The 26,990-nt window shown below is 49.2% G+C and carries 25 protein-coding genes; 3 read left to right on the top strand and 22 right to left on the bottom strand.

The window, feature by feature from the left end; genetic code table 11:
• Positions 1-104: 104 nt before the first annotated feature.
• A complete protein-coding gene (locus BD_RS02860) occupies positions 105-347 on the bottom strand; it encodes a hypothetical protein (protein ID WP_011163193.1) in 243 nt (80 codons plus the stop codon).
• Positions 348-1,256: a DUF2802 domain-containing protein gene (locus tag BD_RS02855; protein WP_011163192.1), complete on the bottom strand. Its 909-nt coding sequence runs from the start codon at positions 1,254-1,256 to the stop codon at positions 348-350.
• Between the two features lie 161 nt (positions 1,257-1,417).
• Between BD_RS02855 and BD_RS02850 the strand changes: the two genes are divergently transcribed.
• Positions 1,418-2,638: a hypothetical protein gene (locus BD_RS02850; protein ID WP_050792891.1), complete on the top strand. Its 1,221-nt coding sequence runs from the start codon at positions 1,418-1,420 to the stop codon at positions 2,636-2,638.
• A gap of 61 nt (positions 2,639-2,699) precedes the next feature.
• Here the strand turns inward: BD_RS02850 and BD_RS02845 are convergent, their stop codons facing one another.
• The 14 genes from BD_RS02845 to BD_RS02780 all read right to left on the bottom strand — a co-directional run bounded on the left by BD_RS02845 (position 2,700) and on the right by BD_RS02780 (position 15,598).
• Positions 2,700-3,902, bottom strand: a complete 1,203-nt coding sequence (locus BD_RS02845) for a pyridoxal phosphate-dependent aminotransferase (protein ID WP_011163190.1) — start codon at positions 3,900-3,902, stop codon at positions 2,700-2,702.
• Positions 3,903-3,912: 10 nt separating this feature from the next.
• Positions 3,913-4,395 (bottom strand): pantetheine-phosphate adenylyltransferase, encoded by a 483-nt coding sequence (coaD, locus tag BD_RS02840; protein WP_011163189.1) that lies wholly within the window; start codon positions 4,393-4,395, stop codon positions 3,913-3,915.
• Positions 4,388-4,987 carry a 16S rRNA (guanine(966)-N(2))-methyltransferase RsmD gene (gene rsmD / locus BD_RS02835; RefSeq protein WP_011163188.1) on the bottom strand — a complete coding sequence of 200 codons (600 nt, stop codon included), beginning with the start codon at positions 4,985-4,987 and terminating at the stop codon, positions 4,388-4,390. Before rsmD ends, coaD begins: the two co-directional genes overlap by 8 nt.
• A gap of 2 nt (positions 4,988-4,989) precedes the next feature.
• Positions 4,990-5,337, bottom strand: a complete 348-nt coding sequence (locus tag BD_RS02830; RefSeq protein ID WP_011163187.1) for a response regulator — start codon at positions 5,335-5,337, stop codon at positions 4,990-4,992.
• Positions 5,334-7,256, bottom strand: a complete 1,923-nt coding sequence (locus BD_RS02825; RefSeq protein WP_011163186.1) for an ATP-binding protein — start codon at positions 7,254-7,256, stop codon at positions 5,334-5,336. Before BD_RS02825 ends, BD_RS02830 begins: the two co-directional genes overlap by 4 nt.
• A gap of 34 nt (positions 7,257-7,290) precedes the next feature.
• Positions 7,291-7,974: a hypothetical protein gene (locus tag BD_RS02820; protein ID WP_011163185.1), complete on the bottom strand. Its 684-nt coding sequence runs from the start codon at positions 7,972-7,974 to the stop codon at positions 7,291-7,293.
• Entirely contained in the window at positions 7,961-9,415 is a 1,455-nt protein-coding gene (locus BD_RS02815) for a glycosyltransferase family 9 protein (protein ID WP_011163184.1), read from the bottom strand. The genes BD_RS02820 and BD_RS02815 overlap by 14 nt, the downstream gene beginning before the upstream one ends.
• 56 nt (positions 9,416-9,471) lie before the next feature.
• Positions 9,472-10,980 carry a glycosyltransferase family 9 protein gene (locus BD_RS02810; protein ID WP_011163183.1) on the bottom strand — a complete coding sequence of 503 codons (1,509 nt, stop codon included), beginning with the start codon at positions 10,978-10,980 and terminating at the stop codon, positions 9,472-9,474.
• On the bottom strand, positions 10,981-11,592 hold the full coding sequence (locus BD_RS02805) for a polyamine aminopropyltransferase (RefSeq protein WP_011163182.1): 612 nt from the start codon (positions 11,590-11,592) through the stop codon (positions 10,981-10,983).
• Between the two features lies 1 nt (position 11,593).
• Positions 11,594-12,640, bottom strand: coding sequence for a tetratricopeptide repeat protein (locus tag BD_RS02800; RefSeq protein ID WP_011163181.1), 1,047 nt, complete (start codon positions 12,638-12,640; stop codon positions 11,594-11,596).
• A gap of 146 nt (positions 12,641-12,786) precedes the next feature.
• Positions 12,787-13,212, bottom strand: a complete 426-nt coding sequence (locus BD_RS02795) for a hypothetical protein (protein WP_011163180.1) — start codon at positions 13,210-13,212, stop codon at positions 12,787-12,789.
• A 23-nt stretch (positions 13,213-13,235) separates the two neighbouring features.
• Positions 13,236-13,646 (bottom strand): flagellar export chaperone FliS, encoded by a 411-nt coding sequence (gene fliS / locus BD_RS02790; RefSeq protein ID WP_011163179.1) that lies wholly within the window; start codon positions 13,644-13,646, stop codon positions 13,236-13,238.
• Between the two features lie 37 nt (positions 13,647-13,683).
• Positions 13,684-15,051 (bottom strand): flagellar filament capping protein FliD, encoded by a 1,368-nt coding sequence (gene fliD, locus BD_RS02785; RefSeq protein ID WP_011163178.1) that lies wholly within the window; start codon positions 15,049-15,051, stop codon positions 13,684-13,686.
• A gap of 172 nt (positions 15,052-15,223) precedes the next feature.
• Positions 15,224-15,598, bottom strand: coding sequence for a flagellar protein FlaG (locus tag BD_RS02780; protein WP_231839264.1), 375 nt, complete (start codon positions 15,596-15,598; stop codon positions 15,224-15,226).
• A gap of 153 nt (positions 15,599-15,751) precedes the next feature.
• Here BD_RS02780 and BD_RS02775 point away from each other — a divergent pair, with 153 nt between their 5' ends.
• A complete protein-coding gene (locus tag BD_RS02775) occupies positions 15,752-18,100 on the top strand; it encodes a phosphoenolpyruvate carboxylase (RefSeq protein WP_157865638.1) in 2,349 nt (782 codons plus the stop codon).
• On the opposite strand, the gene BD_RS02770 is transcribed toward BD_RS02775, so the two are convergent.
• A complete protein-coding gene (locus BD_RS02770) occupies positions 18,090-20,237 on the bottom strand; it encodes a zinc-dependent metalloprotease (RefSeq protein WP_011163175.1) in 2,148 nt (715 codons plus the stop codon). The two genes, BD_RS02775 and BD_RS02770, sit on opposite strands and share 11 nt — an antisense overlap.
• Positions 20,238-20,627: 390 nt before the next feature.
• On the bottom strand, positions 20,628-21,461 hold the full coding sequence (locus BD_RS02765; protein ID WP_011163174.1) for a flagellin N-terminal helical domain-containing protein: 834 nt from the start codon (positions 21,459-21,461) through the stop codon (positions 20,628-20,630).
• Positions 21,462-21,900: 439 nt separating this feature from the next.
• Here BD_RS02765 and BD_RS02755 point away from each other — a divergent pair, with 439 nt between their 5' ends.
• A complete protein-coding gene (locus BD_RS02755) occupies positions 21,901-22,539 on the top strand; it encodes a transposase (protein WP_080558975.1) in 639 nt (212 codons plus the stop codon).
• Positions 22,540-22,720: 181 nt separating this feature from the next.
• Here the strand turns inward: BD_RS02755 and BD_RS02750 are convergent, their stop codons facing one another.
• From BD_RS02750 to BD_RS02735, 4 genes are all read right to left on the bottom strand, one after another.
• Positions 22,721-23,545 carry a flagellin N-terminal helical domain-containing protein gene (locus BD_RS02750; protein WP_011163172.1) on the bottom strand — a complete coding sequence of 275 codons (825 nt, stop codon included), beginning with the start codon at positions 23,543-23,545 and terminating at the stop codon, positions 22,721-22,723.
• A gap of 461 nt (positions 23,546-24,006) precedes the next feature.
• Positions 24,007-24,957 carry a hypothetical protein gene (locus BD_RS02745; RefSeq protein WP_011163171.1) on the bottom strand — a complete coding sequence of 317 codons (951 nt, stop codon included), beginning with the start codon at positions 24,955-24,957 and terminating at the stop codon, positions 24,007-24,009.
• A complete protein-coding gene (locus BD_RS02740) occupies positions 24,958-25,992 on the bottom strand; it encodes a hypothetical protein (protein WP_041583448.1) in 1,035 nt (344 codons plus the stop codon).
• Entirely contained in the window at positions 25,992-26,924 is a 933-nt protein-coding gene (locus tag BD_RS02735) for an N-acetylmuramoyl-L-alanine amidase-like domain-containing protein (RefSeq protein WP_011163169.1), read from the bottom strand. Before BD_RS02735 ends, BD_RS02740 begins: the two co-directional genes overlap by 1 nt.
• Positions 26,925-26,990: the final 66 nt, after the last annotated feature.

The following is a 26,990-nucleotide window of genomic DNA, read 5'->3' as shown; positions in this document are numbered from 1 at the left end:
CCTCCGTTTGTATGGGCGGAGGTTTATTACACAGGGCCTGGATACTCCAGCGTATTGGTTGACACTTTTGTGGGTTTTTTGTCTGAAAGGGCCGATTTACCTAATTACACAACCCGCTGAAACTTGGGGCTGGAGGGGGAAAACACCTGAAATCTCAAGGGATTGATACTGAGGACCTGCAAGGAAATAGGGTCGTTCTTTTTAAATTTGCTGACCGTGTGATTAAAGATAAGAAGCAGCTCCCCTTGAAAGTTACACAGAACTTCGGTGGGTGATGTGACCTCTTCCACCTGGGCGCGCAGGATCTGGCCTTTCTCCAAAGATTTAAGAAAGGCCCGGGATGCCATTTAGTCCAAGTCCTTCGCCAGATCAATACGACGGAACTGAACCGGACGGATCTCTGGTTCACCGATGTGCAGGACCGGTCTTTTCTTTTCAACCGGGGCTGCGGTCGGCGCTGCCGGAGTTGGCTTTTCGCTCAGGAAAGTTTGCGCGATATTCTGGGTCACGTTGAACAAAGCCGAAACGTTGTTCGCGGTCTGCTGAGCGGCGGCTTCTTCAGCTTTCACTTCATTGCAGGCAGCTTTAAAGGCATCACCCAATTTTTTCAAAGCTTCCTGATCAGTTTTTGGAACCTCAAAAGCGGTGCTGATTTCAATCGGGATTTCTCTTTGCAGCGGGGTCATGAAGCTGATGTTGTCCACGTCGCTCAAGTCGGATTGAGCGGATTCTTCCATTTCTTCGTTCGCCCATTCTGGCAGGCTGTCTTCGCAGAACATCAGCTGATCGCGATTCACTTTGGCGATGAATTCAATTTCACCGCGGGACAGATCCACTTCACGGGCGATCTCATCCACGCTGGAACCCTGATGGGCCATGCGCGCAGCCTTCACATATTTTACGGTATTCTGGCGTTCAATGATTTCCGTGTGGGGAATACGATCCTGGAAGATCTTGGCTACTTCCATGCTCTTTTGCATGTTCTGGTCGATCTTGCCGATTTGTTTGTCGGCAGCCTGAATCTTGGCCTGGATGTCTTTTACTTTTTGTTCAAGCAGCGCGGTCAGCTGGTTGACCTGAGTTTCGGTGCGATCGGAAAGGTCTTCCAAAACGGCGATCTTGGATTGCAGCAACTGCAAACCTTTGCTCAGTCTTGGATCGTCTTTAGGAGGTCGGTTCAAGCGCACCCACATACCCACAACGCCCGCCAACAAAATCAAATTCACAAGTACTTGAAGCAAGACCCAAAAGCTCACCCATGGCCTCCCCGGCTATTCTGTTATTTATTTTAGACTGGCGAAGGTCCGTCTCACAATGAGACCAAGGTCCTAAATGTATCAAAGCAGGACCTAGACCCTAACTCGCTTTGGGACACAAAAACCCGTGTGTTATTATGCAACAAAGGGGAGTGTGGATTATGTCGTTGAAAAAATGGCAAGGGGTGCGTTGGGCCTCTGTGTTGCTGGTGTTGGCTTTGAGTGCCTGTGGACCTGTAAAATTTTCTGCCCCTTCCAAAGATGATGTCGGTACAGATGGAAAAACTCCCGATCCGGTTCCAACTCCGGGCGCCACTCTTCGTGACGTTCACTATAACAGCACGGTTCAAGCCTCTGACAATAAGCTGGATATCATTCTGGTGATCGACGATTCCAACTCCATGCTTCCGGACAACCGCAAACTGGCGGCGAATCTTTCCGCTTTTATCACCAAACTGCAAAACTCCAATATCGATTGGCAGATGTGTGCCACTGTCACCCGTGCTCTTCCGGTGACTGACACGACAAATGCGTGGGGTGCTTCCATTTACTGGCAGAAAAACGCCACTGCTTCCACTTCCCTGGGCATGGTGCTTAAAAAATCCAGCAACGTGGATTTGAACACCGTATTCGCCCACACTATTGAATACATTGGTGCCGGTTATAAGAACTCTGACGATGAGCGCGCGATCAAAGCCGCTTATCACCATGTTTATAACGGTGACTATCACTACAATCCAAACAACGGCTGCTATCGTGCGGATGCCGGTATCGCTTATATCATTATCTCTGACGAAGACGAGCGCAGTATCGGTGGCGATGCTTCCCAGCAGGTTTACGCGGGTGAATTGAAAGCTCTTGAAAATGAAGACAAGCCACAAGTGTTTGTCGACTATGTTCGCTCCACTTTCGGGGCTACTCAGCGTTTCACGGTGAATTCCATCATCGTAAAGCCGGGTGATTCTTCCTGTAAGGCGTCCCAGGACGCTGGCGGCGCGAAAAGCCATTACGGCTTTAAGTACGCGGAACTGTCCCAGCTGACTGGTGGTGGGATCGGCAGTATCTGTGACAGTGACTATTCCACGAACTTGAATCTGTTCATTGATAAGATCAAAGACTCTTTAAGCTCTGTGCCTTTGGAGTGCACTCCGGTGGGTACTGTGAATGTGACCATCACACCAAGTATCGGGACTGTTGAATCCCGCGTGGAAGGTCAAAGCATCGTCTTTAGCACGGCGGTTCCTGCAGGCCGCACCATCGACATCACTTATAAGTGTGCCGATGACAGCCGCAGCCCAAGCTCTGTAGGCGGCAAAGTGACCCCGCTGAAAGAAGAAGGCTTCTTAAGCCGAATGCTGAGCTTCTTCCGTAACTTGTTCTAATCCGCGATAATAAATGAAAATAAAAAAGGCCTTGAGTGATCAAGGCCTTTTCTTTTTGGTCTTAAACAAGCTGGCTGACCAGATCTTTCATGCGGGCCACTCCCCGCTTCATGGTCTCTTCTGAAACCGCAAAGCTTAAACGCATGAACCCTTCGGTTCCACATTCTGCCCCGGGTACGGTCGCCACAAAAAATTTTTCCAGCAGCACATCACAGAAGTCTTTTGAAGTTCGGATCACGCGGTCTTGATAGGACTTACCCAGGTGCGCGCGGATGTCGACCCAGAAATAGAAAGCCCCTTGCGGTTCTGCGGTTTTAAAGCCCGGCACTGTTTCAAGCTCTTTCAAACCTGAATTCTTGCGGGCCACCAGTTTATCCACGACACCTTTGATGTCCGCTTCCGAAGTCTTAATCGCCGCCAGCAAAGCATGCTGGGAAATACTGGAAGGCGAACCCGTGCTTTGGCTTTGATAGTCCGCCATCGCCGTGATCAGGCGCTCAGGACCCGAAGCCCAGCCAATGCGCCAGCCGGTCATGGAATAGGCCTTAGAGCCCCCATTGACCAACACCGTGCGATCCTTCAGATCCGGTGCCACCGTCAAAATGTGTGGAGCCACCTTGGTACCGTCAAAGACCAGGCGGTTGTAGATGTCGTCAGAAATAATCACCACTTGTGGGTGCTTGCGCAGAACTTCAGCCAAGGCTTTTAGTTCGTCCGCCGAATACTGCAAACCCGTCGGGTTGCTTGGAGAACAGAACAAGAAGCCTTTGGTTTTGGCGTTGATCGCCGCTTCCAGTTTTTCAGGCGTGATCTTGAAGTTTTCCATTTCACCGCATTCCACGATGTGAGGCACACCATCCGCCAGCTCCACCATCGCGGGATAACTGACCCAGTAAGGCGTCGCAATCACCACCTCATCCCCTGGCGAGCAGATCATCTGCAGCGCCGAAAAGATAATGTACTTCGCACCCGAAGCCACCGTGATTTCTTTCGGGGAATATTCAAACCCCAGTTCAGATTTCAATTTTTCAGAAATGGATTTTCTAAGCTCCACCGTGCCGTTGGCCGGGGTGTACTTGGTGATGCCTTTTTGGATGGCTTCAATGCCTGCGTCGGAAGCCCCCTTGAAAGTGGGCCAATCGGGCTCTCCAACAGTCAGGGAAATCACATCGTGCCCCTGGGCAGCCAGCTCTTTGGCCTTTGCCACCAGAAACAGAGTTGGAGAAGGCTTCAGATTTTGCGCTCGTTTGGAAAGCTGAATCAAAATTCGCTCCTTACTTTCTGATTTTATTCTCCATGGCTTCGACCACCACGTCCGGCACCAGGCCTTTCAAGGCGCCACCGTTGATGGCGACCTCTTTCACCCCGCGCGAAGAAATATAATAGAACTCGGGGCTGGCAAAGACCAAAAGGGTTTCAAAGTCCGGCGCCAACTTGCGATTCATGTTCGCCATGGTCATCTCGTACTCGAAATCCGAAACCGCACGCAAGCCCCGTACGATCACCTGGGCTTTGGCTTTTTTCATGTACTCCACCGTCAGGCCGCCAAAGATATCGACTTTGACGTTTTTCAGATGGGACAAGGCTTTTTCGATCAAAGTCTTTCGTTCTTCAACAGAAAACATGCTTTGCTTCTGTGAAGATTGTGCAACCAACACGATGACTTCGTCATACAAAGGGGAAATACGGTTGATGATATCCACATGCCCCATTGTGATGGGGTCAAAGCTTCCTGGGTAAACGGCAATTTTACTCATGATGTTCCTCTTCGGCTGCCGGTTCTTCATCCTGCTCCAAGGCACTTTCGTGGCAGAACAGACTTAGGATTTTATCGCCATATTCTTTTTTGCTGTAACGAACCACAGAGCCGTAACGGTCTTCCATGCGTTCTTTGGCCTGGGACTCAATCGCCAGCAGGGTCGTTTTCCCAAACGCTGCACTGGTACTGGCGGCTTCCATTACGAAGTGGGCCATCTTTTCAGTAAACGGAGGATCGGCAAAGATAATATTAAACGGTTCGCCCTCGTAGGATTTCAAATAAGCGATCACGTCCATATTGACGATCTTGTAATCCGAAGCCGGCACACGCAGCTTTTCAAAATTCTTGCGCGTGATGACCAAAGACTTGGGGTTCTTTTCAACGAAGGTGCAGAACTCCGCCCCGCGGGACAAAGCTTCAATGCCCAGATTGCCGGTGCCGCAGAACAGGTCCACCACACGGGCGCCGTCGATATCAAATTGCAATTTATTGAACAGGGTTTCTTTCACCCGGTCCGTTGTGGGGCGGATGTGGTCGGCATCAAATGCCACCAGCTGATGTCCACGATATTTCCCCGCAATAATTCTCATGACTACAAATCCTCTGCCATTTTCACAACGGCAAAAATATCTTCAAAAGGCTTCGGCACAAAAAGATTCGCGCCCATCTGCTGAGCGGTTTCCATGTTGTGTTCACCGGCGAAAGCCGACATCAGAATCACCTTGGCCTTGGATTGATCGCGCATTTCCTTCAAAACTTCAGGACCGGTACGACCCGGCATCAGCACGTCCAAAAACACCAGATCCGGATTTGAAGTCTGCCACAGTTGCAGGCCTTCATTGCCATCACCGGCCTCCAGCACTTCATGACCCTTGCCTTTCAAGGCACGGCTCAAAGAGCGGCGGACCAGAGCTTCATCATCAACAATTAAAATCTTCAAGGCGCATTCCTTTGCGGAAGCACGATCGTGAAACAGGTCCCGTGGGGATCCACGTTTCGGAACTCGATGGTGCCTCCGAATTTTTCAATGACTGACTTAGACATACTTAACCCAAGACCGGTACCAAGTCCCTCTTTTTTTGTCGTAAAGAAGGGTTCAAAGATGCGGCGGCGGATGTCTTCCGGAATGCCCGGCCCGGTGTCTTCAATCTCCAGCACCACCGAGCCATTGACCAAACTGGTGCGCAAGCTCAAGCGGCCCGGATCTTTCATGGCCTGACAGGCATTGTTAATCAGATTAAACACCACCTGTTGCAGCAAATGCGGCTCCACATAAACCGTGGAGCCCAAAGTTTGTAAATCCACCTCCAGGCGGTGGGTGCGCAACGCTGACTTCAACATCGGCAAAGTGCGCTCGACAACCTCGTCCACACTGATATATTCAGACGGCTGGTCTTCCCCTTTCGAGAAATCGAGCAGGTTTTTAATAATGCGCTGGGATCGTGCGGTGGCTTTTTCAATCTCGACCAGATCAGAATGCAGATTGCTGCCCTCTTCGGCTTCCTGCAGCAGCACCTGCGACAACGAGCGAAGACCCGTTAAAGGATTGTTCAGCTCATGGGCGATGTTTCCAGCCAGCAAACCAATGGCTCCCATTTTTTCACTTTGCAGCATGCGCAGGTAAAGTTCGCGGGACTGGGTGATATCCACATACTGGTTCACAATATTCGTGGGACGACTGCCCTGATCCAAAAGCACCGGATAACTGTGCACCTGATAGATGCGCCCATCCACCTGGATCTGGCCTGCGGCCGGCGCGCCTTCTTTCAAAGCCTGAGGCACCGGGCAGCCTTCACAAGCGGCCTTGCGGTGAGCAAAGCTTTCATAACATTTGTGATGCATGAAACGATCACTGAATTTGCGATTGGCACGAACCACGTTGTAATCGATGTCCACAATCGCGATAGGGTCGCGCATGCCATCGAAGGTCTTTTCCCAACGATACGAGAAACTGGAAAGCTGGTTTTCCAAAAGAACACGATCCAAAGCCATACTTAGCGGACGAACCCGGTCATTCATGAAATCCATGAAGGGACCCATTTCTTTGTCGTTCAAAGAATTTTCAATACACAGGATCGCTTCACCTTCACCGCTGGTCAGGTGACTGGTCATACGCAATTCAAAAGGCACGACATAGGCTTTAACAAACGGACGGCCAAAGTGATTGGCAAACGAGCGAATCAGCTCGGCGCTGGGCACCTGAGCGGTCTTGGGGAATTCAAAATAACTCGAAGATTCCGTTTGCGTAAAATGCCCGGACTGAAAACTTAAGAAGAAGGTTTTAGATCCACCCAAGCGGAAGGCCAAGATCGGATCCCCCATCTTGTGGAACTTGCGAAGCTCCTTACGCAGGATCGCCAGGATGTCTTCAAACGACGTCTGCGTCGCCAGATCCTTGATGAAACGAATCAGCTGGCGCTCCCGGGTCAGCTTTTCGCTTTCCTCGTGGTGGGACATTTCAATGTACTGGGTGCGCTCTTCAACCATGCCCTCCAGGGAATGGGTCAGAGCTTCCAGCTGTTTGTTCTGGTGCGAGGATTCTTTCAGCAGCAAAGAGCGCGACAGAAACATCGCGTGCTTTTGCAAAGCGTTTTCAAGCTGTTCCCAGATCTCATGCTCCGTCAAAGGCCAGCGCATGAAACGATACACCTGGGCTTTGTTGATGCCCTCACGGACTTCCTGTTCGTTAAGCTCTTCTGCGATCAAAATACGCGGAGCCATCGGCTGCAACAGGCGGGCTTGGTACAGGAACTCCAACGCATCGGAGTTGCCGACTTCCTGGACTAAGATCGAGGAAAAGCGCTGATTCTGCAAAAGCAAAAGGGCCTCAGTAATAGAGGCCCTGAAAATGATCTCCACTTCCCGCTTTTGAAACGGGAAAAAGTGCGGAAGTCTAATTGGCGATACGTTTCCGACCCATAGAATGGGATCGAGCTTGTTCGGAATCGAACTGATTTCCTGTGTATTCGCCATTAAGTGATTTCTCCAACACCTTCAGGTGGTCCAGCCACATCTGAAGAACATTGTTTAAATCATACTCCAGGACATCCGCTAAAAGAACAAAATCCTTATTTTCCAGAGCGCGCAAAGCCTCAAGAACTGTTCTTTTGCTCTCAGCTTCGGTTTTGCCCCAGTCCAGAGGCGTGGCGCCAAAGAACTGATCCCCCATGGTTTCTTTGATCGTCATGGCACTGTCGATCAGGAACTCACAATTGTGAACCAGATCGTGAATGGATTTTAAAAGACCGCTCAGGCCCTGAGCACGCATGCGCTTGGCCAGGTTTTCGGTCTGTTGAATCAGTTCCGGCATCGCCTCAATCCAGCCGCGCAAAACAATGCCCGTCAGATCGCGGCTGTTTTCAGTCAGGTACTCCAGAGTTTCAATCTGCTCCAAAGTCACTGTTGAAAAACGCGCCTCATCGGCTTCAGCCACTTCCAGGCCGTTGACGATGTAACGGCAAACAACCTGATTGGTATGGCGCAGGTCTGATTCGATATCACTGAACACACGCGCTAAGGGAATATTTTCATTATAGAAATTGCGAAGATCGTCTCCGCTGACTTTAAACCGCTCCATTGCCTGCCTCTTCCTTGAGTGCCTCATGCGGAATGTATACATGAAGGTAGCGTTTGAATCGCTCATGCACATTCAATGTTGCGGTACGGATTTCCTCGAGCGAGCCGGGAGCAATGCGGATTCTTTCCGCGTGATACCAGCTTACTAGAGGACTCAATTCCGGAACCATTCGGCTAATGTTGTTGATAACTTCTTCGGCGCTGTCCAGGAAAGGAGCGACCTTGGCCACCCCCAGCTCGGGAATCAACGCCAGCTGCTCCATAGCAAAAGTATTGATATCATTCAGCTTCATCGCCCCCTGCAGGATCTCCATGCGGTCGGCGATCGGGAAACTGCCGCCCATATAAAGAGCCTCCACCAGTTGCCACTGGAAGCTTTCAGCAGGCGCCTCTTCGCGAGCATAGCTCACAAGGCCGCCCGTTCTGACGATCAGTCCTTCGCGGACCTGACCATCCAAAAGATCCCCCAGCACGGCGCCCAGATCCTCGGCCACCACTTCGGCTTCACTTTCACGGCGATAGATAAAGGACAGACTTGCTTTCGGGCCGGTCTCCCAGAAATTCACCGGCCCCACACTGACGTTCAAAGTCGGTGTGTCCGTCAAAGAGGCGATATGAATTGGCGCACTGTCGCACCCCACCAGCACTTCGGCTTTTTTGATGATTGCTGGCAGTTCGGACACTTGCGTGCGGCCCGCCAGATTCACAAACGTCATATCCGGCACCTGGGATTCAATCTGCAGCGCCAATGGGGCTTCCGCGGCGGAACCAATCAGCACCACCGGCAGATGCGCGTATCTTTGCGAAGTCACCTTCAAGGCGCGCACCCACGCATCGGGGCTTAAAGCTTTCTGTGGATCACTGGCACCGACATGCAAAACCATGTAGCGTTCTGGCAAAGTCACTGAAGCTTCCTGATAAGTGGAAATGCCCCAGTCTTCTTCCGTGTACTGCACATCCACCATCGACGCCAGAATGTCAGCGACGTGAACGCGGTTGGGCTTATCTAGCCCCACCTGGGCATAGAAATAAGCACTGACGTCATCAGCAAAACACAAACTGCCGTCGGCGTTGCGGGTGTACCCGTTCACCACGGTGTTCGCGCCAGACAACGCGTGAGTCAGATAGCTTGAGAAGGGAGAGAATGTGAAATTAATAATGCGGTCGAATTGTTCGGACTTCAAAGTCGTCACGAATTCATCCATATGACTCAAAGACGCTTCCAGATCAGGCTCGGCCTGAATCAGCGGCGTCAGAATATGACTTGAAGGCAGTGACCAATGACGATCCACCGCCTGCAACCCTTCAAGGGCGCTTTCAAAGCGCGGACGAGTCAGAATATGAATCTCTGCCGTGGGATAAGTACGACGCAGGCCCTGCAAAACAGGCCAGGTCATATAGATATCCCCGAGCCTAGCGAGTTGCAGGATGAGTATTTTCATTTTTAATCTGTTCCTTGACGAGTTCTTTCAACAACTGAACTTTTTCAGCTTCCTTACTATAACTTTGCGTCTTCAAGATCTCGCTGTAGGCTTTTTCCAGTCTCTTCAAAGCCACTGATAGATAGTTGTCCAATTCCTTTTGCATAGTACGCTCCTTCCATGGAGAGAGATTGCAAATGACGAGTCAATGTTTCACGAATTGCCAGAAGCTCGGCTTGATCTTCCAGGTCCGCCTGCACGCGATCCAGAATCTGGGTCGCCTGTGAATACCGGGCCAACAGGGACTCTACGAACCCCTGGAAATAACCCGCGTCATCTTTTTTACTTTTAATTATATCCTGAGCCACCAAAATCAGTTCAGCCACATCGTTTGCCGAAACCGCCTTGCGGCTGGCCAGCACTTCCCGCGACGGTAGCGCCGCGATGATGCGTTTTTGCCAGGAAAGATAAACTTGCGTCTTTTCCTGATAGCCGGACAAAGCCTGCAACAGGTTCTTTTCCGGATGAGAATCCAAGAGCTGTTGCAAAGCCGCGACATACGCCGGCTCTGCATCTCGGGAGCCTTTATCCAAATAGAGCTTCCAAGTCACTCGCTCCAAAGAGCCTGCGGTGTTTTCAATGTTTTTGGATTCACCACTGAGTTCATCCCAGACTTCACCAAACACGCGCTCGACGGTGATGTCTTCAGTCAGGATTCTTGCGTTTTCAGAAAATGCACCGGTCTTCACGGCATCGCTGGTGCCCAGAACCAGTTCCACCAAAGGAACGCCCATTTGCGCCGCCAGATGTTTGATACTGGTGTCGCCGGTGACCAGCAAAGCACAGTCTTGCAGATGTTTGCGGGCTTCAGATAGATCGCAGATCAAAAGATCTTTTTCAGAAAATGCAGTTAACAAAGTCTCCCGTTCAAACGGTGCCCCAAGAATCTGAACCTTGTAATCCACGAGGGCCATTTCAATGGTTCTTTTCAGCTGAACGAAATTATCCAGGCCCCAGTTTTTCGCAGTCTGACTGGTCAGACACTGGAACAAAATGGATTTGCTTTTCTTGCGAACCCCGGCCGCCTGAGGGCGAACCGGAAGGTTGAAGGAATTGCCCAAAAGCTCCACATAATGGAACAGAGACTTTTGGCTTCCTGAAAAACGGTCGTTAAAGTACTTAAGCCAGCGGTTGTCCATACCACGGAAGCGGCCGTCTTCTTGATGAAGACCGCGCTTTTCCGGGATTTCCAAAGCCCCCAGCAAATAGGCACTCAGCCTATTGTGCGTAAAATTATAAGCCAGATCGTACTTCTCGCCATTCAACGATTGCACAAGTTCTTCCAGCACAGAATAGGAATACAGAATATTAAAGCCGCTCTCGCCCAAGCCCCGTTGCAAAGTTTCCCGGTCAAAATGGATGTACTTATCCACCACGCCGTGAAGGATGCGTTCGACATTTGCAAATTGACGGTTCATCAGCAGATGAATCTCGGCAGTGGGATGTTTTTCCCGCAGTCCGCGCAGCAGAGGTTCCTGCTGGATGATGTCACCAAGCCTCAGAAGAGAGACAACCAGAATCTTCATTTATTTCACCAATTCACCGAGCACGCGGAAAATCTGTTTATTAGTTTCAGGCATCGCAGAAGCCTCTATCACCGGAATCACATCGTTGATGGACAACAACTGATTTGGCTGCAGGTAAAGGGCCTTCATATTGATACCGAATTCTTCGAAATGGTAGCGAACGGATTCCACTGAACGACCGGTCAGGTGCGCAAAACACTCAGTAAAGAACTGAGCCTGCGCCCCCCAACATTCCTGGAAGGAAAGAACAAAAGAGCGGTGATTCAGCACTTCCTGGAAAAGTTCAGACTTGAAAAGATCCTGAGCGGTTTGCACCACACGAATTTCTACACGGTCTTCAAGATCCGGGAACTGGGAACGGAACACCGGAATCAGGGATTCGCGGGATTCAATCACCGTGATACGCACATCTGGATCCACGTCCGCCAAAGCCGCCACATGGAAGCCGGCACCAAGGCCCACAACCACAACATGTTCTGCCGGTAAAACCCCCAAAGAATAAGCCCACTTCAAACCTTCACCGCGCGGATCGCGCAGGGAAGCCAGGGCTTGACCCTCTTCAAAAGCAACCAAGGATGATTCGTGATTTTCAGAGAATGTGATCATAGGCATTTTAAGTAACCTTCTGTGATGCGATGATTTTCTTTTTCAGATTTCTGACTTCTTTGTGATCTGGATTCCAAAGAAGGACACGCTCGATCTCGAGCATCGCCTGGTCCACTTGACCCGCGCTGCACAGCAGATTGATCAGAACCAGAGACATGTCTTCATCTTCTTCCACACTTGCAAGATAACCCTGAAGAGCTTCGATGGCTTTTTGTAACTTACCATCACGAAGGCCCCAGTTCGCAGCCAGATGAACGGCTGTACGGTTTTGTGGATTGATATCAATGGCCGTTTCAATATTGGCCCAAGCCAGTTCCATATCACCGAATTGGCTGTGTACCATGGCAAGGCCAACCCAGGCTTTGTCATTTTCCGGATTGATTTCAACGGCTTTACGGAAGCAGTACAGGGACTTGTCATAGTCGCCACGCTGAACTTCCAAAGTGCCGAAATTCACCAGCAGCACATCGGACTGCGGGTTCATTGTGTAGGCTTTATTATAGTATTCTTCCGCACCGTCAAAGTCGCCCTGACGCACGAAAATATTGCCCATGTTTTTATAGGTCTCAAAAAGCGTGTCAGTTTCATCAGTCAGAACCGCCAAAGCTTCAAAGTATTTGTCCAAAGCTTCCTGATCACGACCGGATTTATAAAGGGACGTGGCGTAGCCATGCAGGCTTTCAAAGCCATAATCCACTTGTGCCAGGGTCTTTCTGACGATCAAAGCTTCGGAATTGCGGGACATCTTGTCCAGGCAGTTTGCCAGCATGTTCAAGGTCGCAGGATTTTTGGAATCTTTGTTGCTGGCTTCACGCAACAGATTCATCGCCAGAGGGTATTCGCGATGTTTCATCAATACTTGAGCGTGACGAATGAAGTTGGCAACACGAGGGTCCGTGATTCTTTCTTCTTTGACTTCCGGCAGTTCCGCATCGAAATCGGCAATGGCCTGTTGCGGATCAAAATAAATTTTAGTGGATTCCTGAACAAACTCAGGACCTGAATGGTCACCGGAAATTTCACTGGACTTTTGAACGATCTGATTTTCCAACATCTGTTGTGCTCTCCTCGCGAAGACTTGATGGAGCAACACAGATGCCAATGGGTCGTTTGTGATTTAATTGAATCTGAGGCAAGTTCAGCCAGTTGTTTGACTCTTTGGCCAAACTCGCCGTCATGTTTTTGTCAGGAAATTTTTTCCTAGACCTCTTCATCCAGACGCTGATTGAAGGTCTTGGTCTTGTAACCACCCACAGCCTTGCGGTTGCGGCGAACCTCCTGCAGTTCACGGATAATCGAGTTCTTGGCCATTTCAATGCATGCCAACACTTGAATATCCTGCTCGATAATGCGGGCAACATATTCATCCTTGATGGACAAAGCAGATTTCACCTCGCGGCGTTCGTTTTCAGCGATGACGCTTTCGGCACCGATCTCGGAGTGCGCCTTTTCAATCTGGGCGTCCACATACTTAAGCACATCCAGAATGCGGTCACGGGTCTGATAGAAGTGCTCCAGATTGTCAAACTGCCCTTGGGCGAAGTTTGCAAGCTCCACTTCATTCAGTGCATAGAACTTTTCCAGGTAATGATTCTTTTCGTTCAACAAGGTGATAATTCTGGTCATGTCCCCTCCACAGTGACTCATTCTTAGCCTGCTTTTTTATCTGGTGAATTGTTGGTTTCCTGCTTCAACTTTTCCACTGCCTGAACCCAGCCGTCATACAGCGTGTTCAGAAGTTTCAAGTTTTCCTTCAATGGCTCAGGACTGCCTGTGATATTGGCTTTGGTGTATTGCTCCATCATGAACATATAAAGCTGTTCAAGCTGGTTCGCGACGTCGCCGCCGACTTTGTGGTCCAGAGTGTTGTTGAGTTCCATAATGATATCGAAGGCGCGCCCGATATTCATACCGCGATCCGCGATCTTCTTTTCCTCAGCGGCCTTGATAGCCAGCTTCGTGAATTTAATGGCACCCTCGTAAAGCATCAGCAGAATTTTTTCGCGGCTGGCGCTTTGTACCGAAGTCGTTTTGTACTTCTGATATGCATTTTTATTCATGACCCCTCACTTCTTCCCTTATCCATTTTCAACGTTCTTAACCCTGTGGCTGCGACATCGCCGCAAACTTAGCCTGCTGAGCGTTCAACGCAGACATCTTCTGTTCCAGATCTGCAAACTTACGTCGCAGGCTGTCTTCTTTTCTTTCCAACTGGCGTTCTTTCGTTTCAATACGGTTGTTCACCTGCTTGATACGATCCTCCAGACCGCGCTTACGGTTGGAGATGGTACCGAACTGCCCGTTCACCAGATTTCCGATCTCACGCTTCACGGTGGACACAAAGCCTGTGTTAAAACCGTCACCGCGCAGGAACGCCGCCACCGCCTTTGGGTTGGCCTGCAGCACTTTGTTGAACTTGTCTTGCGAGAAGTTCAAGGTACCGTTTCTGTTGAACTCAATCCCCAGCTCGCCCACTCGGCGGATGGGTGACTCCACACCCATCTGTGGATTCAGAATCACACGGCGCAGACTGTTCTCAATCGAGCGCAGCATGCCGTCACCGCCCAGAGGACCCAGTGCCGGGTTCTTGCCGTTACCGGCCTGCAGCTTGTTCTGCTTCTGGATGAACTCCAAAGCCGCATTGTATGAATCCACAAAGCTTTTAATCTTGCCGCTGATGACCTCAAGATTCTCTTTCACAGAAAGGCGAATCTCGCGCCCCGGCGCCGCTGATTTAAAATCCAATGTCACACCCGGCACCAAATCCGTGGATTTGTTGTCGGGAAGTTCGATCTCAAAGCCGTCGACCTTGACCTTCGCGTTCTGCGCCTTGCGCGACTCTTCGAAGTACATGTCCTGATCCCCGTCCAGAAGATAAATCTTCGGGAAGGTCACCTGACTGTCGTTACCGGTGGAAAGACCCGACACAAGAAGCTTGAACGGGTTTTCCTGATCCTTGCGATCCTCCACCACCTGGGCCTTCAAACCCACGTTGGCGGCGTTGATCTGTTTCATCACGCCATCCAAAGTCGAATTGGATCCGTTGATGTAAACCTCTTTTGTTCCTTCCGGTGTTTCGAACTTGATATAACCAACACCGATCTGAGTCTGATCCTTGTCCGGGAAACCGTTGGACATGGCCGCCGGCTTTTGCGCCAGCTGCACCACTTCAATGGCATAGTCTCCGGGAATGGCACTTCCGGGGTCGACCTGACCATCCACAATATTGGGATCGCCACTCAGGAACTTTTTGTCGACAAAACCACTGGTGGAAGTCAGCTCACCCAGATTCTTGGTGATGTCATTCACCTTGGTTTCCAAATCCTGCACCAGCTTGAGTTTGTCCTCCTGCTTGGCGCGGCCGACTTCCATCTGTTTCACAGGAATACGTTCAGCTTCCATCAGCTGCTCAACGATATTTGGTGGTAGCCCAGAGGCCATGCCTGTAATTCGGAATCCTGCCATGAATCCATTGTGTCAAAATGATTCAGTGACCGTGAGTCAATTAAATGTCTCTAGGAAAGGCCAGTGGAGAGGCTTTCAGGGCTCTAATGAAAATAAACCCACAGGGATTTTGACAGGGTCCTGATTTGCTGGACCTCCTGCCGGGAATCTTATGCTCTTTTGAAATTAAAACTTAAGCCGAACGCTTCAGTAACTGTCCTCGAGGAGAGTTATCAGATGGCAAAGTCCAAAGTTCCAACTCTGGAATCCGGCGGATGATCGATCCCAGGTTGTCTTTCACAACAACAAAGCGGCCGTCGCCTTCGTCTTCAAGCTCCACAGTCCACTTGTGTTCTTTCATCGCAGGCAAATTTCGAAGATGCTCCATGGCTTTTTCAAGCTGCTCTTCCGTCATCGGCTCGCGCTGTTGCTGCGGGTTTTGGTATTGCTCTTGCCCGTTGGCATCACGATCGTGTGTAGAGTCGGACTGAATCGTCTTTCCGATCGAATCAACATGACGAACTTCGTTGTTCGGTAAAATGTTGGAAATCAGTCCCTTAATATTCATGCCTAACATATCGGCACATTCCCCCCTCCCCAAAAGGTGCCTGGTGACTTTTTACACCTACACCGCATCATAACCAGACAGAAGTCGTCCCAATATACGACTTCCCTCGACGAAGGAAAGGGTCCTAAACTAACCCTACGGATAGGAGCAACCATGCAAAAAGCCCTGGCAAAGGAATTAACCTCACTTGTGAACTGGGCCGTGACGGAACTCGGACACGTCATCGAAGCCGAACTGGGTGGTAAGCAGTTTCAACGAATTGAAAACATCCGCCGCTTTGTGAAGTCCAAAGATGGCGGACAGCTTAAGGGTTTGCTGAAACTGAAGGGCGACATGGAAGTTCTTTCGCCCGCACAGCGCTTTGAAATTGCGCACTCCTTTGCTCTGATGCTGGAGCTGATCAATGCCTGCGAATCTGCGTATCGCACTCACCGCCTGCTGGAGGAAAAAACCGCGCCACTCAGTGAAGAAACCCACGCCTATGGGCGCATCATTCATGTGCTGACAGCCCACCCGACAGAATCCCGCAACAGCGACATCATTTTTTACTTCCGCAAAGTTCATCAGCTGCTGTTGCAGCGTCTGACCGCGGAAAGACATAATCAGACGGCAGAGCTGCATGCCCTGCTTCGGATGGCCTGGCAGCTTCCCATGTCCAAACAGCGAAAACCTTCGGTCATGGATGAGGCCGAGTACATCTATTCACTGGTGCTTCAGGACGACATCATCGAAATCTATCTGCAACAACGCCATGCCCAGATTCCGTTTTACATCCGCACTTGGGTGGGCGGCGACAAGGACGGACATCCGGGCGTGAATGAAAAAACCATGCTGGGAAGCCTTAGCATGTCCCGGGCCCGCCTGCACAGCTGGGTCAAAACACAGTTTGCCGCTTATCTTGCGGACCTGGCTCCGCTGTCCCGATCCGGACTGCGGCAGAAGAACGACATTCGAAAGCTGCAAAGGCACGCTGTCGCTGTCAAAAGAAACCTGACAAAAACCCGCCGCATTTCCACCGGCGACGCCAATCGGGTTCACGCCTTAAATAAATCCGTGCATGATCTCGCAACAGAGCAACATCGCCTTTTTGGAGCCGAATCCCCCACCCTGAACCGCATCCGCTATCTGCTAAAAATCTTCCCGAGCCTGGTGGTGCCGCTTGAAATTCGCGAAGACAGCAGCCTGGTGCATGAGGCTTTGGATGATTCAAGATTCCGCATGAACATCAGCCGCATGTTAAAAACCCTGGCACGCCTGAGTCCCGACCACAGCCCGCGCAACTATGTGCGTGGCTTTATCTTAAGTCAGTGCGAATCCGCCAAGGACATCGAGGCCGGAATCCGCCTCAGTTCAAAGATCTTAAACGGACCGCGCCTGCCGGTGGTGCCGCTGTTTGAAAGCTCGCACTCGTTGAAAAACAGCACGGAAATCATCCGCACATTCCTGGGAGTAAAGAAAAACAAGTCCCTGATCAAAAAGCACTGGTCAGCTCAGCTGGAAGTGATGTTGGGGTATTCCGACTCGGCCAAAGAAAATGGATCCTTTCCATCTCGCTTCCTGATCCAATCCGCGATGCAGGGACTTGAGGCCACCATTGAAAAGCAGGGCCTGGTGCCGATCTTCTTCCACGGCTCCGGCGGCAGCATCGAACGCGGTGGTGGTTCGATTCAAGAGCAGACCGAGTGGTGGCCGCTCTCGGCCCTGAAGAATGTGAAGATGACGGTTCAAGGGGAAATGATCTATCGCAGTTACAATTCTCCGGCCATTTTGCAGCGACAACTGAACTTGCTGGTTCAAAACCGCGATGCGCGCAAACAGGCGCCGGCAACACACACCTCGGCCATCAACCGCAAGGCCTTGCAGAAGCTGTCGGACTCAGTTCAGCAAAGCTATCAGCAGATTTTGCAACAGCCGGATTTTCTGGAGTTGATTGAAAAGGCGACGCCCTATTCCTTCATGAAAGACCTGCGCATGGGTTCACGCCCTTCCAAACGTCAAGGACCCGTACAACTAAAGAGCTTGCGCGCCATTCCCTGGGTTTTGTGCTGGACCCAAACCCGCGCCCTGTTCCCGACGTGGTGGGGCTTGGGAAGTCATTGGAAAAATCTTACGGCTTCAGAGAAGAGCCAGTACCGCAAAGCCTTTAAAGAATCTGCGATGTTCCGCAGCTATATTAAGGCCGTGGGTTTCACCCTGGAGAAAATCGAGATGGACGTGTTCTTTATGTATCTGCGTTCTTCCCGATTAAACAAAGAAACCATCACCAAATACGAAAACAGTTTCCGCCAGGAGTTTGCGCAAACAGTTAAATGCATCCGAGAAATCACCCGGGAAAAAAGTCTGCTGTGGTATCGCCCTTGGCTTGAAACCAGCATCGGCTTGCGCTCACCGCTGATTCACCCGCTGAACGTCTTGCAGCTGGTGGCCCTGGAAACCACGGACATCAAGCTGCTCAGGGAAACCGTCACGGGGATCGCCAGCGGGATGCTGACTACCGGCTAGTGATGGTGTCGCGAAGCCTGCTGACGTCCACGGCTTTCAAAGCAAGGTCTGCAGCCTCTGCATCAAGCTTTGCAGAGTTTTCCAGAAGACCTTCTTTGACCACCTGAAGCTCTTCAGGGGTCAGACCTATGTTGTCAAACTTTCCAGCGGCCAGAGCTTCTTTGGCCAGCTTCTGGAAGTACTCCGGATCGTCAGAAGTCGGGCTCAGCGTCCTCAGGTAAGCCGTCAATCCGCCCATTTCTTTCAGCTGTTCATTGACCTCGGCATCTCCGTTCATGGATCCATTCCCATAGTCCTTGGCGTTGTAGCCCCAACGCATGTATGGAGACAGGAAGTCCTCGACCACATCAGCAATTGTCAGCAACGGATTCTTCTTGTCGCTCTTATACAGGGATTCGGCAATCTCCAGGGTCGGACTGAAAGTCATCTGCACATAGGCTTTGTGCTCAATTTTGTATCCGGCTTTTTTCATGTATTCCAGAGAGGTGATCGTGCTGTTCAAAGTGTCTTTTGCAGTCGCCAGGATTCTTTCTCTCTCTGCAAAGAAGACATTGCGGTACAGGTCCTGACGTTCACATCCAATAATATTTCGTCCGCCGGCTCCCGCATCCAAAATGTGCTCATCTGAGCAGTACATGCCTTTGATCTTTGCGGAATCGACATCCTTATAAGCCCAATCAATGGCCTTCTTGTCATAGGGCATGACATTGTCCTTGATGAAGGCACCCGAAACCAAAGAAGCCACGTCGTCAGTATAGTCCATCACGGTCGTCACTACGGACTTTTCTGCGACCAGATTTCCATTTTTGCGCTGATTGATTGCCTCTTTGATTTCAGCATCCGTATGTTCGGTCGAGGAACTGCCGGCAAAGTTGTGACGAAGCCCCAGAACGTGCCCCATCTCGTGAGCTATCACCGCGCGCACAGAGTCTTCCTGGTCTGACGGGTCCATGTCCATTCTCATCCCACACAGATCACCGTGCTTGAAAGAAAAAACTCCGCCGCCGTTATCAGGCTTCATGTCGTCTTTTTTCGTGAAGGACGATGTCATATAGACAAAACCACGGAAGGCTTCTCCCGTCAGAGGATCCATCTGGGCATTGGCATAGGCTCCAAACCCGTGATCCCAGTGAATCCAGCGGATCACGATCGAGCGGTCCGTTTGTGGGTCTGAATCCTTGTAACCGGTCTCAACTTTCAGAATGTCACGGCCTAGAACGCGGTTCCAATAGGTCACGCCTTCCCTGACGGCAGCTTCCATTTTCTGAGGAACGTTGGCATCAATCAACACACGGATATCGCCGTCTTTTTCGTCGATGCTCCAGCGTGCGATCTGGGTTTTCATATTGTCTTCACCTTTTTTGAAGGTGTTGTTAACGAAGAAGCCAAAGCGGTTCTGGGCGTCCATGGGCTTGGACTTGAAATATTCGTTTTGCACGTAAGGCTTGATTTCAAAGAACAGAGTCTTGCTGGTCTCGAACTTCTCAGGCTTTTGCATGCCGATCTGTTTCAACTTTTCTTCGGCCTCTTTGTTCCCTCCACCAGAAGGACGCGCTTTTTCCACGATGCGGATCACCTGCTTGATCAGAATGGAATTGTTACGCAGGGAAAGAGAACTAACATAGGAATCCTTGATATCCAGATGGGATTCCAGTTTACGCTCCCCTTTTTCAATCACATCAGAATACGTGTATGGCAAAACGATATCCATGGCGTCCTGAAGATTCATGGACAGGAATCCCTGACCCAGGTCAAAAACGATCTGCTCGGTGGTTTCATCAACGACCGCAAAACTCTGAATAAGCTGATCGGCCGTGACCGTCTCGACGACGTCTTTGACCGTCTGATTGAAGACCGCGATGCGATCGCCTTGTCTTTCAAAGGAAATCAACTGGGGGCGAAAGAAACTGGGAGCGGCGGACCGGGAGGAATCGATGGCCGTGGGAACCAGCATGAAGAGTTTGCCCAAAGACGACTTTTCAAAGGTCACAAGGTTCTTACTGACCTTAGCCGAAGCTTCGATCTTTGCGGGAGGCAGGGCTTCTTTCACGATGACTTTTTCAGTCTCTTTCGTACAGGCCACAAGCATGGATGAGCAAAGAAGCATGGCAAATGTAGAACGGCTCCAGGACAGCATACGTACTCCCAAATCGATTTAAACCACTTGCCGCCGTCTAAAAAAGAGACAGCGAACCCAAAATTGGGTCTGAGCCGGACACCATATCCAACTCAACAGGCCTAAACTTTCAGGAATTACAGCAAAGCAAGAACTGCTCCACTTTATACTGGCGATCGAGGTCTATCGACATTTTGGTGATCGAGGTCGATCGACATCCGGTGCAACCCGATCACAGGAGAAACGCAAAAAACCCCGTGAACCGAGGCAACCGTAAGATCCTAATTATGTTGCGAGGAGTCCCAACCCTGTAAAGTACCCCAGGAAGACCCATGTCTTCCTGGGTAGGTTGGTACCGAGAGGAAACGGAGGTATCCTCTCAGGTCAAATCCTTATAAAACAATTCTAATATTAACCAATCAGTCTTAGTGCAGAGTTTGGCATCGCGTTGGCTTGAGACAACACTGATGTATTCGCCTGCAAAAGTACCTGGTTACGAGTCGTCTCTGCAGTTGCTGCTGCTACGTCTGTATCACGGATACGAGAGTTAGCTGCGGAGATGTTCTCGTGTTGCACACCCAAGTTATCAACTGTGGACTGCAATCTGTTCTGAAGGGCACCGAGATTTGCGCGGTAACCGTTCACTTGAGACTGAGCCGTGTCGATCGCTGCAAGAGCGTCTTGCGCGCCTGTTTTGGAAGAGAAGTCGAAACCGTCAATTCCCAAAGAGGACGTGGATGCATTTGTTTCACCGGCGTTGAAGGAGATTCTATCTGCTTCAGGGTCATTGTTGATACCTACCTGGAAGTCGAACGAGTCGCCGGAACCATCCAGAAGTTTTGTTGTACCGAATCTAGTAGTCTGAGTGATACGCTGAGCCTCAGATTTAAGTTGCTGAACCTCTTTATCCAGGAAGCCGCGCTCTGTATCACCGATAGTGTCAGAGGAAGCCTGTACACCCAATTCTCTCATACGAGTCAGGATGTTGGAAATTTCGGACAAACCACCCTCTGCCGTCTGAACCATGGAGATACCATCGTTCGCATTTCGGGAAGCTTGGCCCAGGGATCTGATCTGTGATTTCAAGTTTTCACTGATCGCCAACCCTGCCGCATCGTCCGCCGCTTTATTAATGCGGGAGCCGGATGCTAGTTGTGACATTGATTTACCGATTTCACGCTGAGAGTTCACCATTGTTCTCTGTGCGTTGATAGCGGATACGTTCGTAGAAATTCTCATTCCCATTTGGGACCTCCATTAAATCGGCCGCCTTATACCTACTTAGGCTAGCCAGTTTGTACACGTTGTTGACCCAAACTTTTGTCTGGCTCTCTCAAGCGAATCTTCGTAAGGCAATCACTCCTTGCGGGTTCCTCGAGAGCTTCGACTTGGTTTGCGTCGTTGCTTCTGACATACCTTTCGGCGAGGTCTTGAAAGGCTTTAGTCGCGTCCAGCACTTCTGGACCATCATCCAGTAAAAGCTGGACCAAGATCCTGAAAAACAGACCAAAACCCTGCACTTTTCAATACCAAGGTCCAGTCCCACCCAACGTCCACCCCGACCAAAAGAAAGGTGCCTGGTGACTTTTTACACCTACACCGCATCAAAAAGTCAGAATCCGGATCCAAAACGAAGGTCTGAAAGGCTTTGATCTAGGAATTTCATTTGAATGACTACTTATGTATGGGAAGAAACAGATTCATTTGTCATACGGAACTGCCATATCACATCACTGCCAGATGTATTAATCGCGACTGGTTTTCTGTAGAGCCAGAGAATGTTTGGAGAGTGATGACCACGCATCTGCACTTCATACATCTGGCGTTTGAAATTCGAATTCATGCATTTGTATTGATGAGCAACCACTTCCATCTGATAGCCTCAGCACCCAATGGAAATTTAAGTGAAGCAATGCGCTTCTTCATGTCGGAATCCGGAAGAGACCTTCGGACATTCAGCAACCGAATCAATGTCACTTACGGATCAAGGTTTCACCGAAGTCTGCTGTCGAACCAGCTCTACTATCAACATGCCTACAAATACTTATATAGAAATCCGGTCATGGCAGGGCTTTGCGAAAGAGTCGAAGACTATCGATATTCGACATTAAGAAGTCTTCTTGGATTGGAAAAGATGGAAGTTCCCATATGTGATGACACTCACTGGGAAACCTGGGGCTCACGGTTTGCCACCCTGGAGTGGCTGAATACGGATACCGGACACGAAGATTGGGAAAAGATTCAGAAAGGTCTGAGAAGAAGTGTTTTTAAAATCAGCCCCTATAAAAGTCGTCCATCCCATTTAGAAGTTGACGCGCTGTAGGTGTAAAAAATCACCAGGCACCTTCTGAAAATCCCTGGGGGCGGATGCCCCCAGGGTGGGCTTAAGACGAGGAGTATATGTGGGCGACCCCTCTTCCCGAGAGAAGCCTTATCCCAGAACAGGCTTCTCCCGACATTCCGTAATCGCGAATGTGAATCTTAAATATTTTACGCTGATATTATTAGACCAACTTCATTGCCACTTGTGGCAACTGGTTGGCTTGAGCCAGAACCGACACCGCTGTATTTTGCAGAATACTTGCAGATGTCATTTCGGCCGTTTCTTTCGCCACGTCGGTGTCGCGGATACGAGAGTTCGCCGCTGACAAGTTTTCATAGGACACGTCAAGGTTGCTCACTGCGGACTCCATTCGCGATTGCATCGCACCGAAGTTCGCTCGCATACCCGAGACCTTTTCAATTGCCTGGTCGACCTGCTCCAGAGATGCCCGCGCATCCCCCCTGTCCGCCATGGCAATCGAGTCGATCCCCAGTGCCGCCGCCGTCGAGTCGGCATCAAATTCAAATTTAATAACGTTGTTCTCATCCGAGTAAGCACCCACCTGGAACTCCATCGCTCCGGCAGTACCATCGAGCATTTTCTTCGTACCGAAGACCGTGGTCTTGGCAATACGATCGGCCTCTTGGATAAGTTGTTGGGTTTCTTTATTTAGGAACTCCCTCTCTGTGTCACTCACAGTATCGGAAGCGGCCTGTACGCCCAGCTCTCGCAGACGCACCAGAATGTTGGAGACCTCATTCAAGCCCCCCTCACTGACCTGAACAAATGAGATGGCATTGTTGGCGTTGTTTCGCGCCTGACCGATACCTTTCAATTGTCCTTTGAAGTTCTCAGAAATCGCCAAGCCCGCGGCGTCGTCGGCCGCATTTACGATACGGCTACCAGAAGCCAGTGCCTGTGCGGCATGCTCTGCGCGTTTCTGTTGTTTGGATAGCACGCGTTGTGCTGCGATAGATGCGGTGTTTGTTGCGATTCTTAAGCCCATAGAACCCCCCTTGGGATGAGAGACCCGAGCCGCTGGCTTTGTGTGGAATCTAAAATGATCTAAGGTAGCACCACTTACCCTTCGAACACCCGAAATCCGCCTACGTCCCGTGATCTGATTTTGTTTTTAGTAACTCTTAAAACTTTTAAAAAATTTATTTAAGGTTGGAGCCGCCCCTCTTAAGAAACGGTGATTGGACGTTTCTTGAGAGGAGCTTGAGCTTCGAGAGGAGGTATCCTGATTTGATCTGGAGATCCTTTTTAGCTTGCCCAACGTGTACAACAAACTCTTCGGACCTAGGTCCAGAAAACTTTAGCCCAAGGTCCAGAATTTTTTTTGGCGGTCTTGCTAGTATTTGATTTTACTGGAAATTAAGGACTCAAAAATTTTTGACCAAGGTCCAGTACGGGCCAGACCAAGGGCTAAAAAACGATGTTTTATCGAAGACTTATGTTACATAGCTACGGAAGCTTTATATCTTGATCTACTGGCACATGGCGATCGAAAACAAACTCTGCATTCTGCTGTATTAGCTCTGAAATCAAATTTTCTTCCAAAGAAACCAGCTCCAGCTTGTTTGATAGCCTTCCAACTCTATAAGCCCCTGACCTGGCTAAAACGTAATACGCAACATCTGCGGACTCTTCCAAAGAGCTTTCAAGGTCTTTAGAAAGCGACTTAAGTAGTTCGTCGTCTATTCTACCAGGAAGACTGTTGAGCACCATTATTGGAGATATCAAAAGCTGTCCCCAACTAAAGTTGCCGACAAGATAACTCCTGCGGTCTACTTTTTTGATATGAACCAGCTTTGCAAATAATTCGGGTGTGGATTGCGAGTTAAGATACAAGAATGCTAGTTCATTTCTATACAAATATCCTACGAGCTTTGGATCAATCTGTGCGCAATCAGATTCAGCAGTCTTTTCCAAACCTAATTTCTGAAGTTGCGATGCGGTTCCAACATTTGCCCATCTTAAAAAAAAGACTTGTGTAAGTACCTCAGAACAAGTCATTGATTTTCTTTCTCCAGTGTTCAAAAGCTCTGAAAATAAATGCGAAGTAAGAACCGCCCGGATATCGAGGTTCATCTTCTTCTGAGAAAGAACAAATGAACCGTTAGAAAATACAGACTTGAAAGATCCTCTCCTCATAAGATTCGCAAATATCTCAGCACTCCCACGATTTACAGAAGCCTCAAAAAGCTCTTTCTCTTGTTCCTCGTTCATTCTGAACTGAGTTGTATTCAGAAAATTGACAAGATCAAGAACTGTTCCCACTTTTACAAGTTGTTTGAGTGAAAGATACTCAACATTTGTATTCAAATTTTCCTGATGATAAGTTGCGGAATCATCCTTTGCAAAGCTGCAACCAACGCAAAACATCAGAAGTAAACTTACCAGAAGTCGTTCCATTTACTCTGCTCCCTGGCAAATAAAGAAATCAGGAATCTCAGTCAAAGTGGCAATAGTATCGCGCCTCTCATCGGAGTCATCCATTCCGACGAAGTCTGAAATCAATGCGCGACCGGAACTTATGCCAATACTATCCTTCTTGGTAACTTCTATTTCATAGGCCAATCCACTAAGATTATCAAAAGCTGAAATAATTTTTTCTCGCCACTCTGCAACTTCAGGTCGCTTTGTAAAAGAAGCATCACATACAGATCTAAAGTTGATCAAAAATACTGGATTGATTTTTGCCATCACATTATCTTTTGCGATTTCAATCGTCGAAACGCCATATGGTATCTGCTTACCTAAAGCATACAATACACTTAAATCTCGATCATATGCGCGAAGGACGCGTAAAAGCTCTTTGCCGAGCATTCTCTCAAATTGGAGGCTATCGAGCTTTTTACAAGATGAATGACTCAACAATGCTACGCTTGCGTTACTAACCGCAGCAGCATTCTTTCCAGATGCACTTCGCAGCCTCTCAAATCCTAAAGCGCAGGGAATAAATTTTGAGGTATAAAACTCAAGGGCATACTCTAGATTGCCACTTTCAGCCAATGTTACGAAGTGATTTAAGGCAAGTTGAGCCTGGTAAGAAATAATAGATTTGATGCGAGCTGGATAGCGATCAATGCCATCATATGCACTTTTTTCACCCCGCTTAAGAACAACAAAAGGAGATGCACCATAACTCATAAGTAACGCTACAACTTCGAAATCCCCTCGCCGTAAAGCTACTGATAGAACCGTCTCTTCGCTAATCTCTTGGTTTAGCTGAATACTTGGATTCTGCTCGATAATTCTTCTTATATCGACCAGATCCCCATCTGCGACGGCACGCTTTAACGCGTCTTCACTCCCGAGACGTTGATTCAAAAGCGAGGTTTCTCTAACATTTTTCTCAACTAAGCCAGGAACATCCTTCTTAAATCCGCAGCCAAATATTGCCAGAGAGAGAAAAGTGGTAGTGATTAAGCGCGCAGAAAATTCCATCAAAGGCCGCCCACAAATGAAAGAACATTCAGCCCTGCGAATGTTTGATCACCAAAGTTCTTTTTCACATATTCGAGTAGCGGAACTTCAACAACATATTGAGAGCTCTTTTTATAACTAGCGTGACGGAAAATAATTTCTCCATCTCTCTCAAAAATAATACCTTGGTGGGAAACGTCCAAGTTCGTACCTATAGCATCTCTAACATTCCAGTTTTTTCTGACAATATTAACTATCCCAGCCTTGGGAAATCGAAGGAGAAGGTCGGGCTTTGCAGTTAGAATCTCCTTGCTTAGAAAGTTAAGTGCTGAGATCTGGGGACGAATTGCCTGAGTTCGAGCGATGATGCCACCAACCTTTTTTGCCTCATTGTCCTTAACTTTTACCATTGCCGAAGCTTGCTTTTTATACCATTCCTTCTTGTCAATCAGGGTCTGCAAAGTGGAGACATCAGCCAAACCAATTTCAGCAGTCACGTCTCTAAGAATTCCCAATTTTTCAACATTAGGATTCCAATCTACGCTGGTAAAGTGATTACGAGTAATAAGACTCACCACTCCATCTTGGTACCGGATCACATTCATATTCTTTTGAAATTCTGCTTCACCATAAGACAAGGTCAGGGCGGCAACTGTTTCCACATAAGTAGTACAATCAAACGCATCAAATCTGTATAGAGGATCATTATCATATGCGGAATTTGCCCCCTCACCGAGGGCTCCCCCAAGGTAAGGTTTTCCTAGGAAAATGCGGGAGAAGTACTCTAACCTTTGCTGTAAACTCAGGACATGCAATTTGCTTACATTGTCGCGAGAATAAATATTTTGAAGATACAAATAAGCCTGATCTTTGTGCGATTGCGTAGCAAAAATAGCCGGCGCAAACAGCATCAAGGAAACTGAAAGCATTGTAGCCGACCAAAGAAAACGCATAAAGACCTCACCTAATAGGTCTTCATTCAGCAATTTCGATGCTAGTCAAAATGCAATATAAACGAT

This window comes from Bdellovibrio bacteriovorus HD100, assembly GCF_000196175.1.
Lineage (GTDB): Bacteria > Bdellovibrionota > Bdellovibrionia > Bdellovibrionales > Bdellovibrionaceae > Bdellovibrio > Bdellovibrio bacteriovorus.
This window is presented reverse-complemented; position numbering and strand designations above follow the sequence as displayed.

Bases quoted from the DNA above. Each gene is read 5' to 3' on its own strand.
- BD_RS02815 (WP_011163184.1), bottom strand. From the start codon at position 9,415: ATGAAAATACTCATCCTGCAACTCGCTAGGCTCGGGGATATCTATATG.
- BD_RS02775 (WP_157865638.1), top strand. From the start codon at position 15,752: ATGCAAAAAGCCCTGGCAAAGGAATTAACCTCACTTGTGAACTGGGCC.
- BD_RS02770 (WP_011163175.1), bottom strand. From the start codon at position 20,237: ATGCTGTCCTGGAGCCGTTCTACATTTGCCATGCTTCTTTGCTCATCC.
- BD_RS02735 (WP_011163169.1), bottom strand. From the start codon at position 26,924: ATGCGTTTTCTTTGGTCGGCTACAATGCTTTCAGTTTCCTTGATGCTG.
- coaD (WP_011163189.1), bottom strand. From the start codon at position 4,395: ATGAGTAAAATTGCCGTTTACCCAGGAAGCTTTGACCCCATCACAATG.
- BD_RS02740 (WP_041583448.1), bottom strand. From the start codon at position 25,992: ATGGAATTTTCTGCGCGCTTAATCACTACCACTTTTCTCTCTCTGGCA.
- BD_RS02755 (WP_080558975.1), top strand. From the start codon at position 21,901: ATGGGAAGAAACAGATTCATTTGTCATACGGAACTGCCATATCACATC.
- BD_RS02750 (WP_011163172.1), bottom strand. From the start codon at position 23,545: ATGGGCTTAAGAATCGCAACAAACACCGCATCTATCGCAGCACAACGC.
- BD_RS02795 (WP_011163180.1), bottom strand. From the start codon at position 13,212: ATGACCAGAATTATCACCTTGTTGAACGAAAAGAATCATTACCTGGAA.
- BD_RS02805 (WP_011163182.1), bottom strand. From the start codon at position 11,592: ATGCCTATGATCACATTCTCTGAAAATCACGAATCATCCTTGGTTGCT.
- BD_RS02800 (WP_011163181.1), bottom strand. From the start codon at position 12,640: ATGTTGGAAAATCAGATCGTTCAAAAGTCCAGTGAAATTTCCGGTGAC.
- BD_RS02820 (WP_011163185.1), bottom strand. From the start codon at position 7,974: ATGGAGCGGTTTAAAGTCAGCGGAGACGATCTTCGCAATTTCTATAAT.
- fliD (WP_011163178.1), bottom strand. From the start codon at position 15,051: ATGGCAGGATTCCGAATTACAGGCATGGCCTCTGGGCTACCACCAAAT.
- BD_RS02860 (WP_011163193.1), bottom strand. From the start codon at position 347: ATGGCATCCCGGGCCTTTCTTAAATCTTTGGAGAAAGGCCAGATCCTG.
- BD_RS02745 (WP_011163171.1), bottom strand. From the start codon at position 24,957: ATGGAACGACTTCTGGTAAGTTTACTTCTGATGTTTTGCGTTGGTTGC.
- fliS (WP_011163179.1), bottom strand. From the start codon at position 13,646: ATGAATAAAAATGCATATCAGAAGTACAAAACGACTTCGGTACAAAGC.
- BD_RS02765 (WP_011163174.1), bottom strand. From the start codon at position 21,461: ATGGGAATGAGAATTTCTACGAACGTATCCGCTATCAACGCACAGAGA.
- BD_RS02850 (WP_050792891.1), top strand. From the start codon at position 1,418: ATGTCGTTGAAAAAATGGCAAGGGGTGCGTTGGGCCTCTGTGTTGCTG.
- rsmD (WP_011163188.1), bottom strand. From the start codon at position 4,987: ATGAGAATTATTGCGGGGAAATATCGTGGACATCAGCTGGTGGCATTT.
- BD_RS02810 (WP_011163183.1), bottom strand. From the start codon at position 10,980: ATGAAGATTCTGGTTGTCTCTCTTCTGAGGCTTGGTGACATCATCCAG.
- BD_RS02780 (WP_231839264.1), bottom strand. From the start codon at position 15,598: ATGAATATTAAGGGACTGATTTCCAACATTTTACCGAACAACGAAGTT.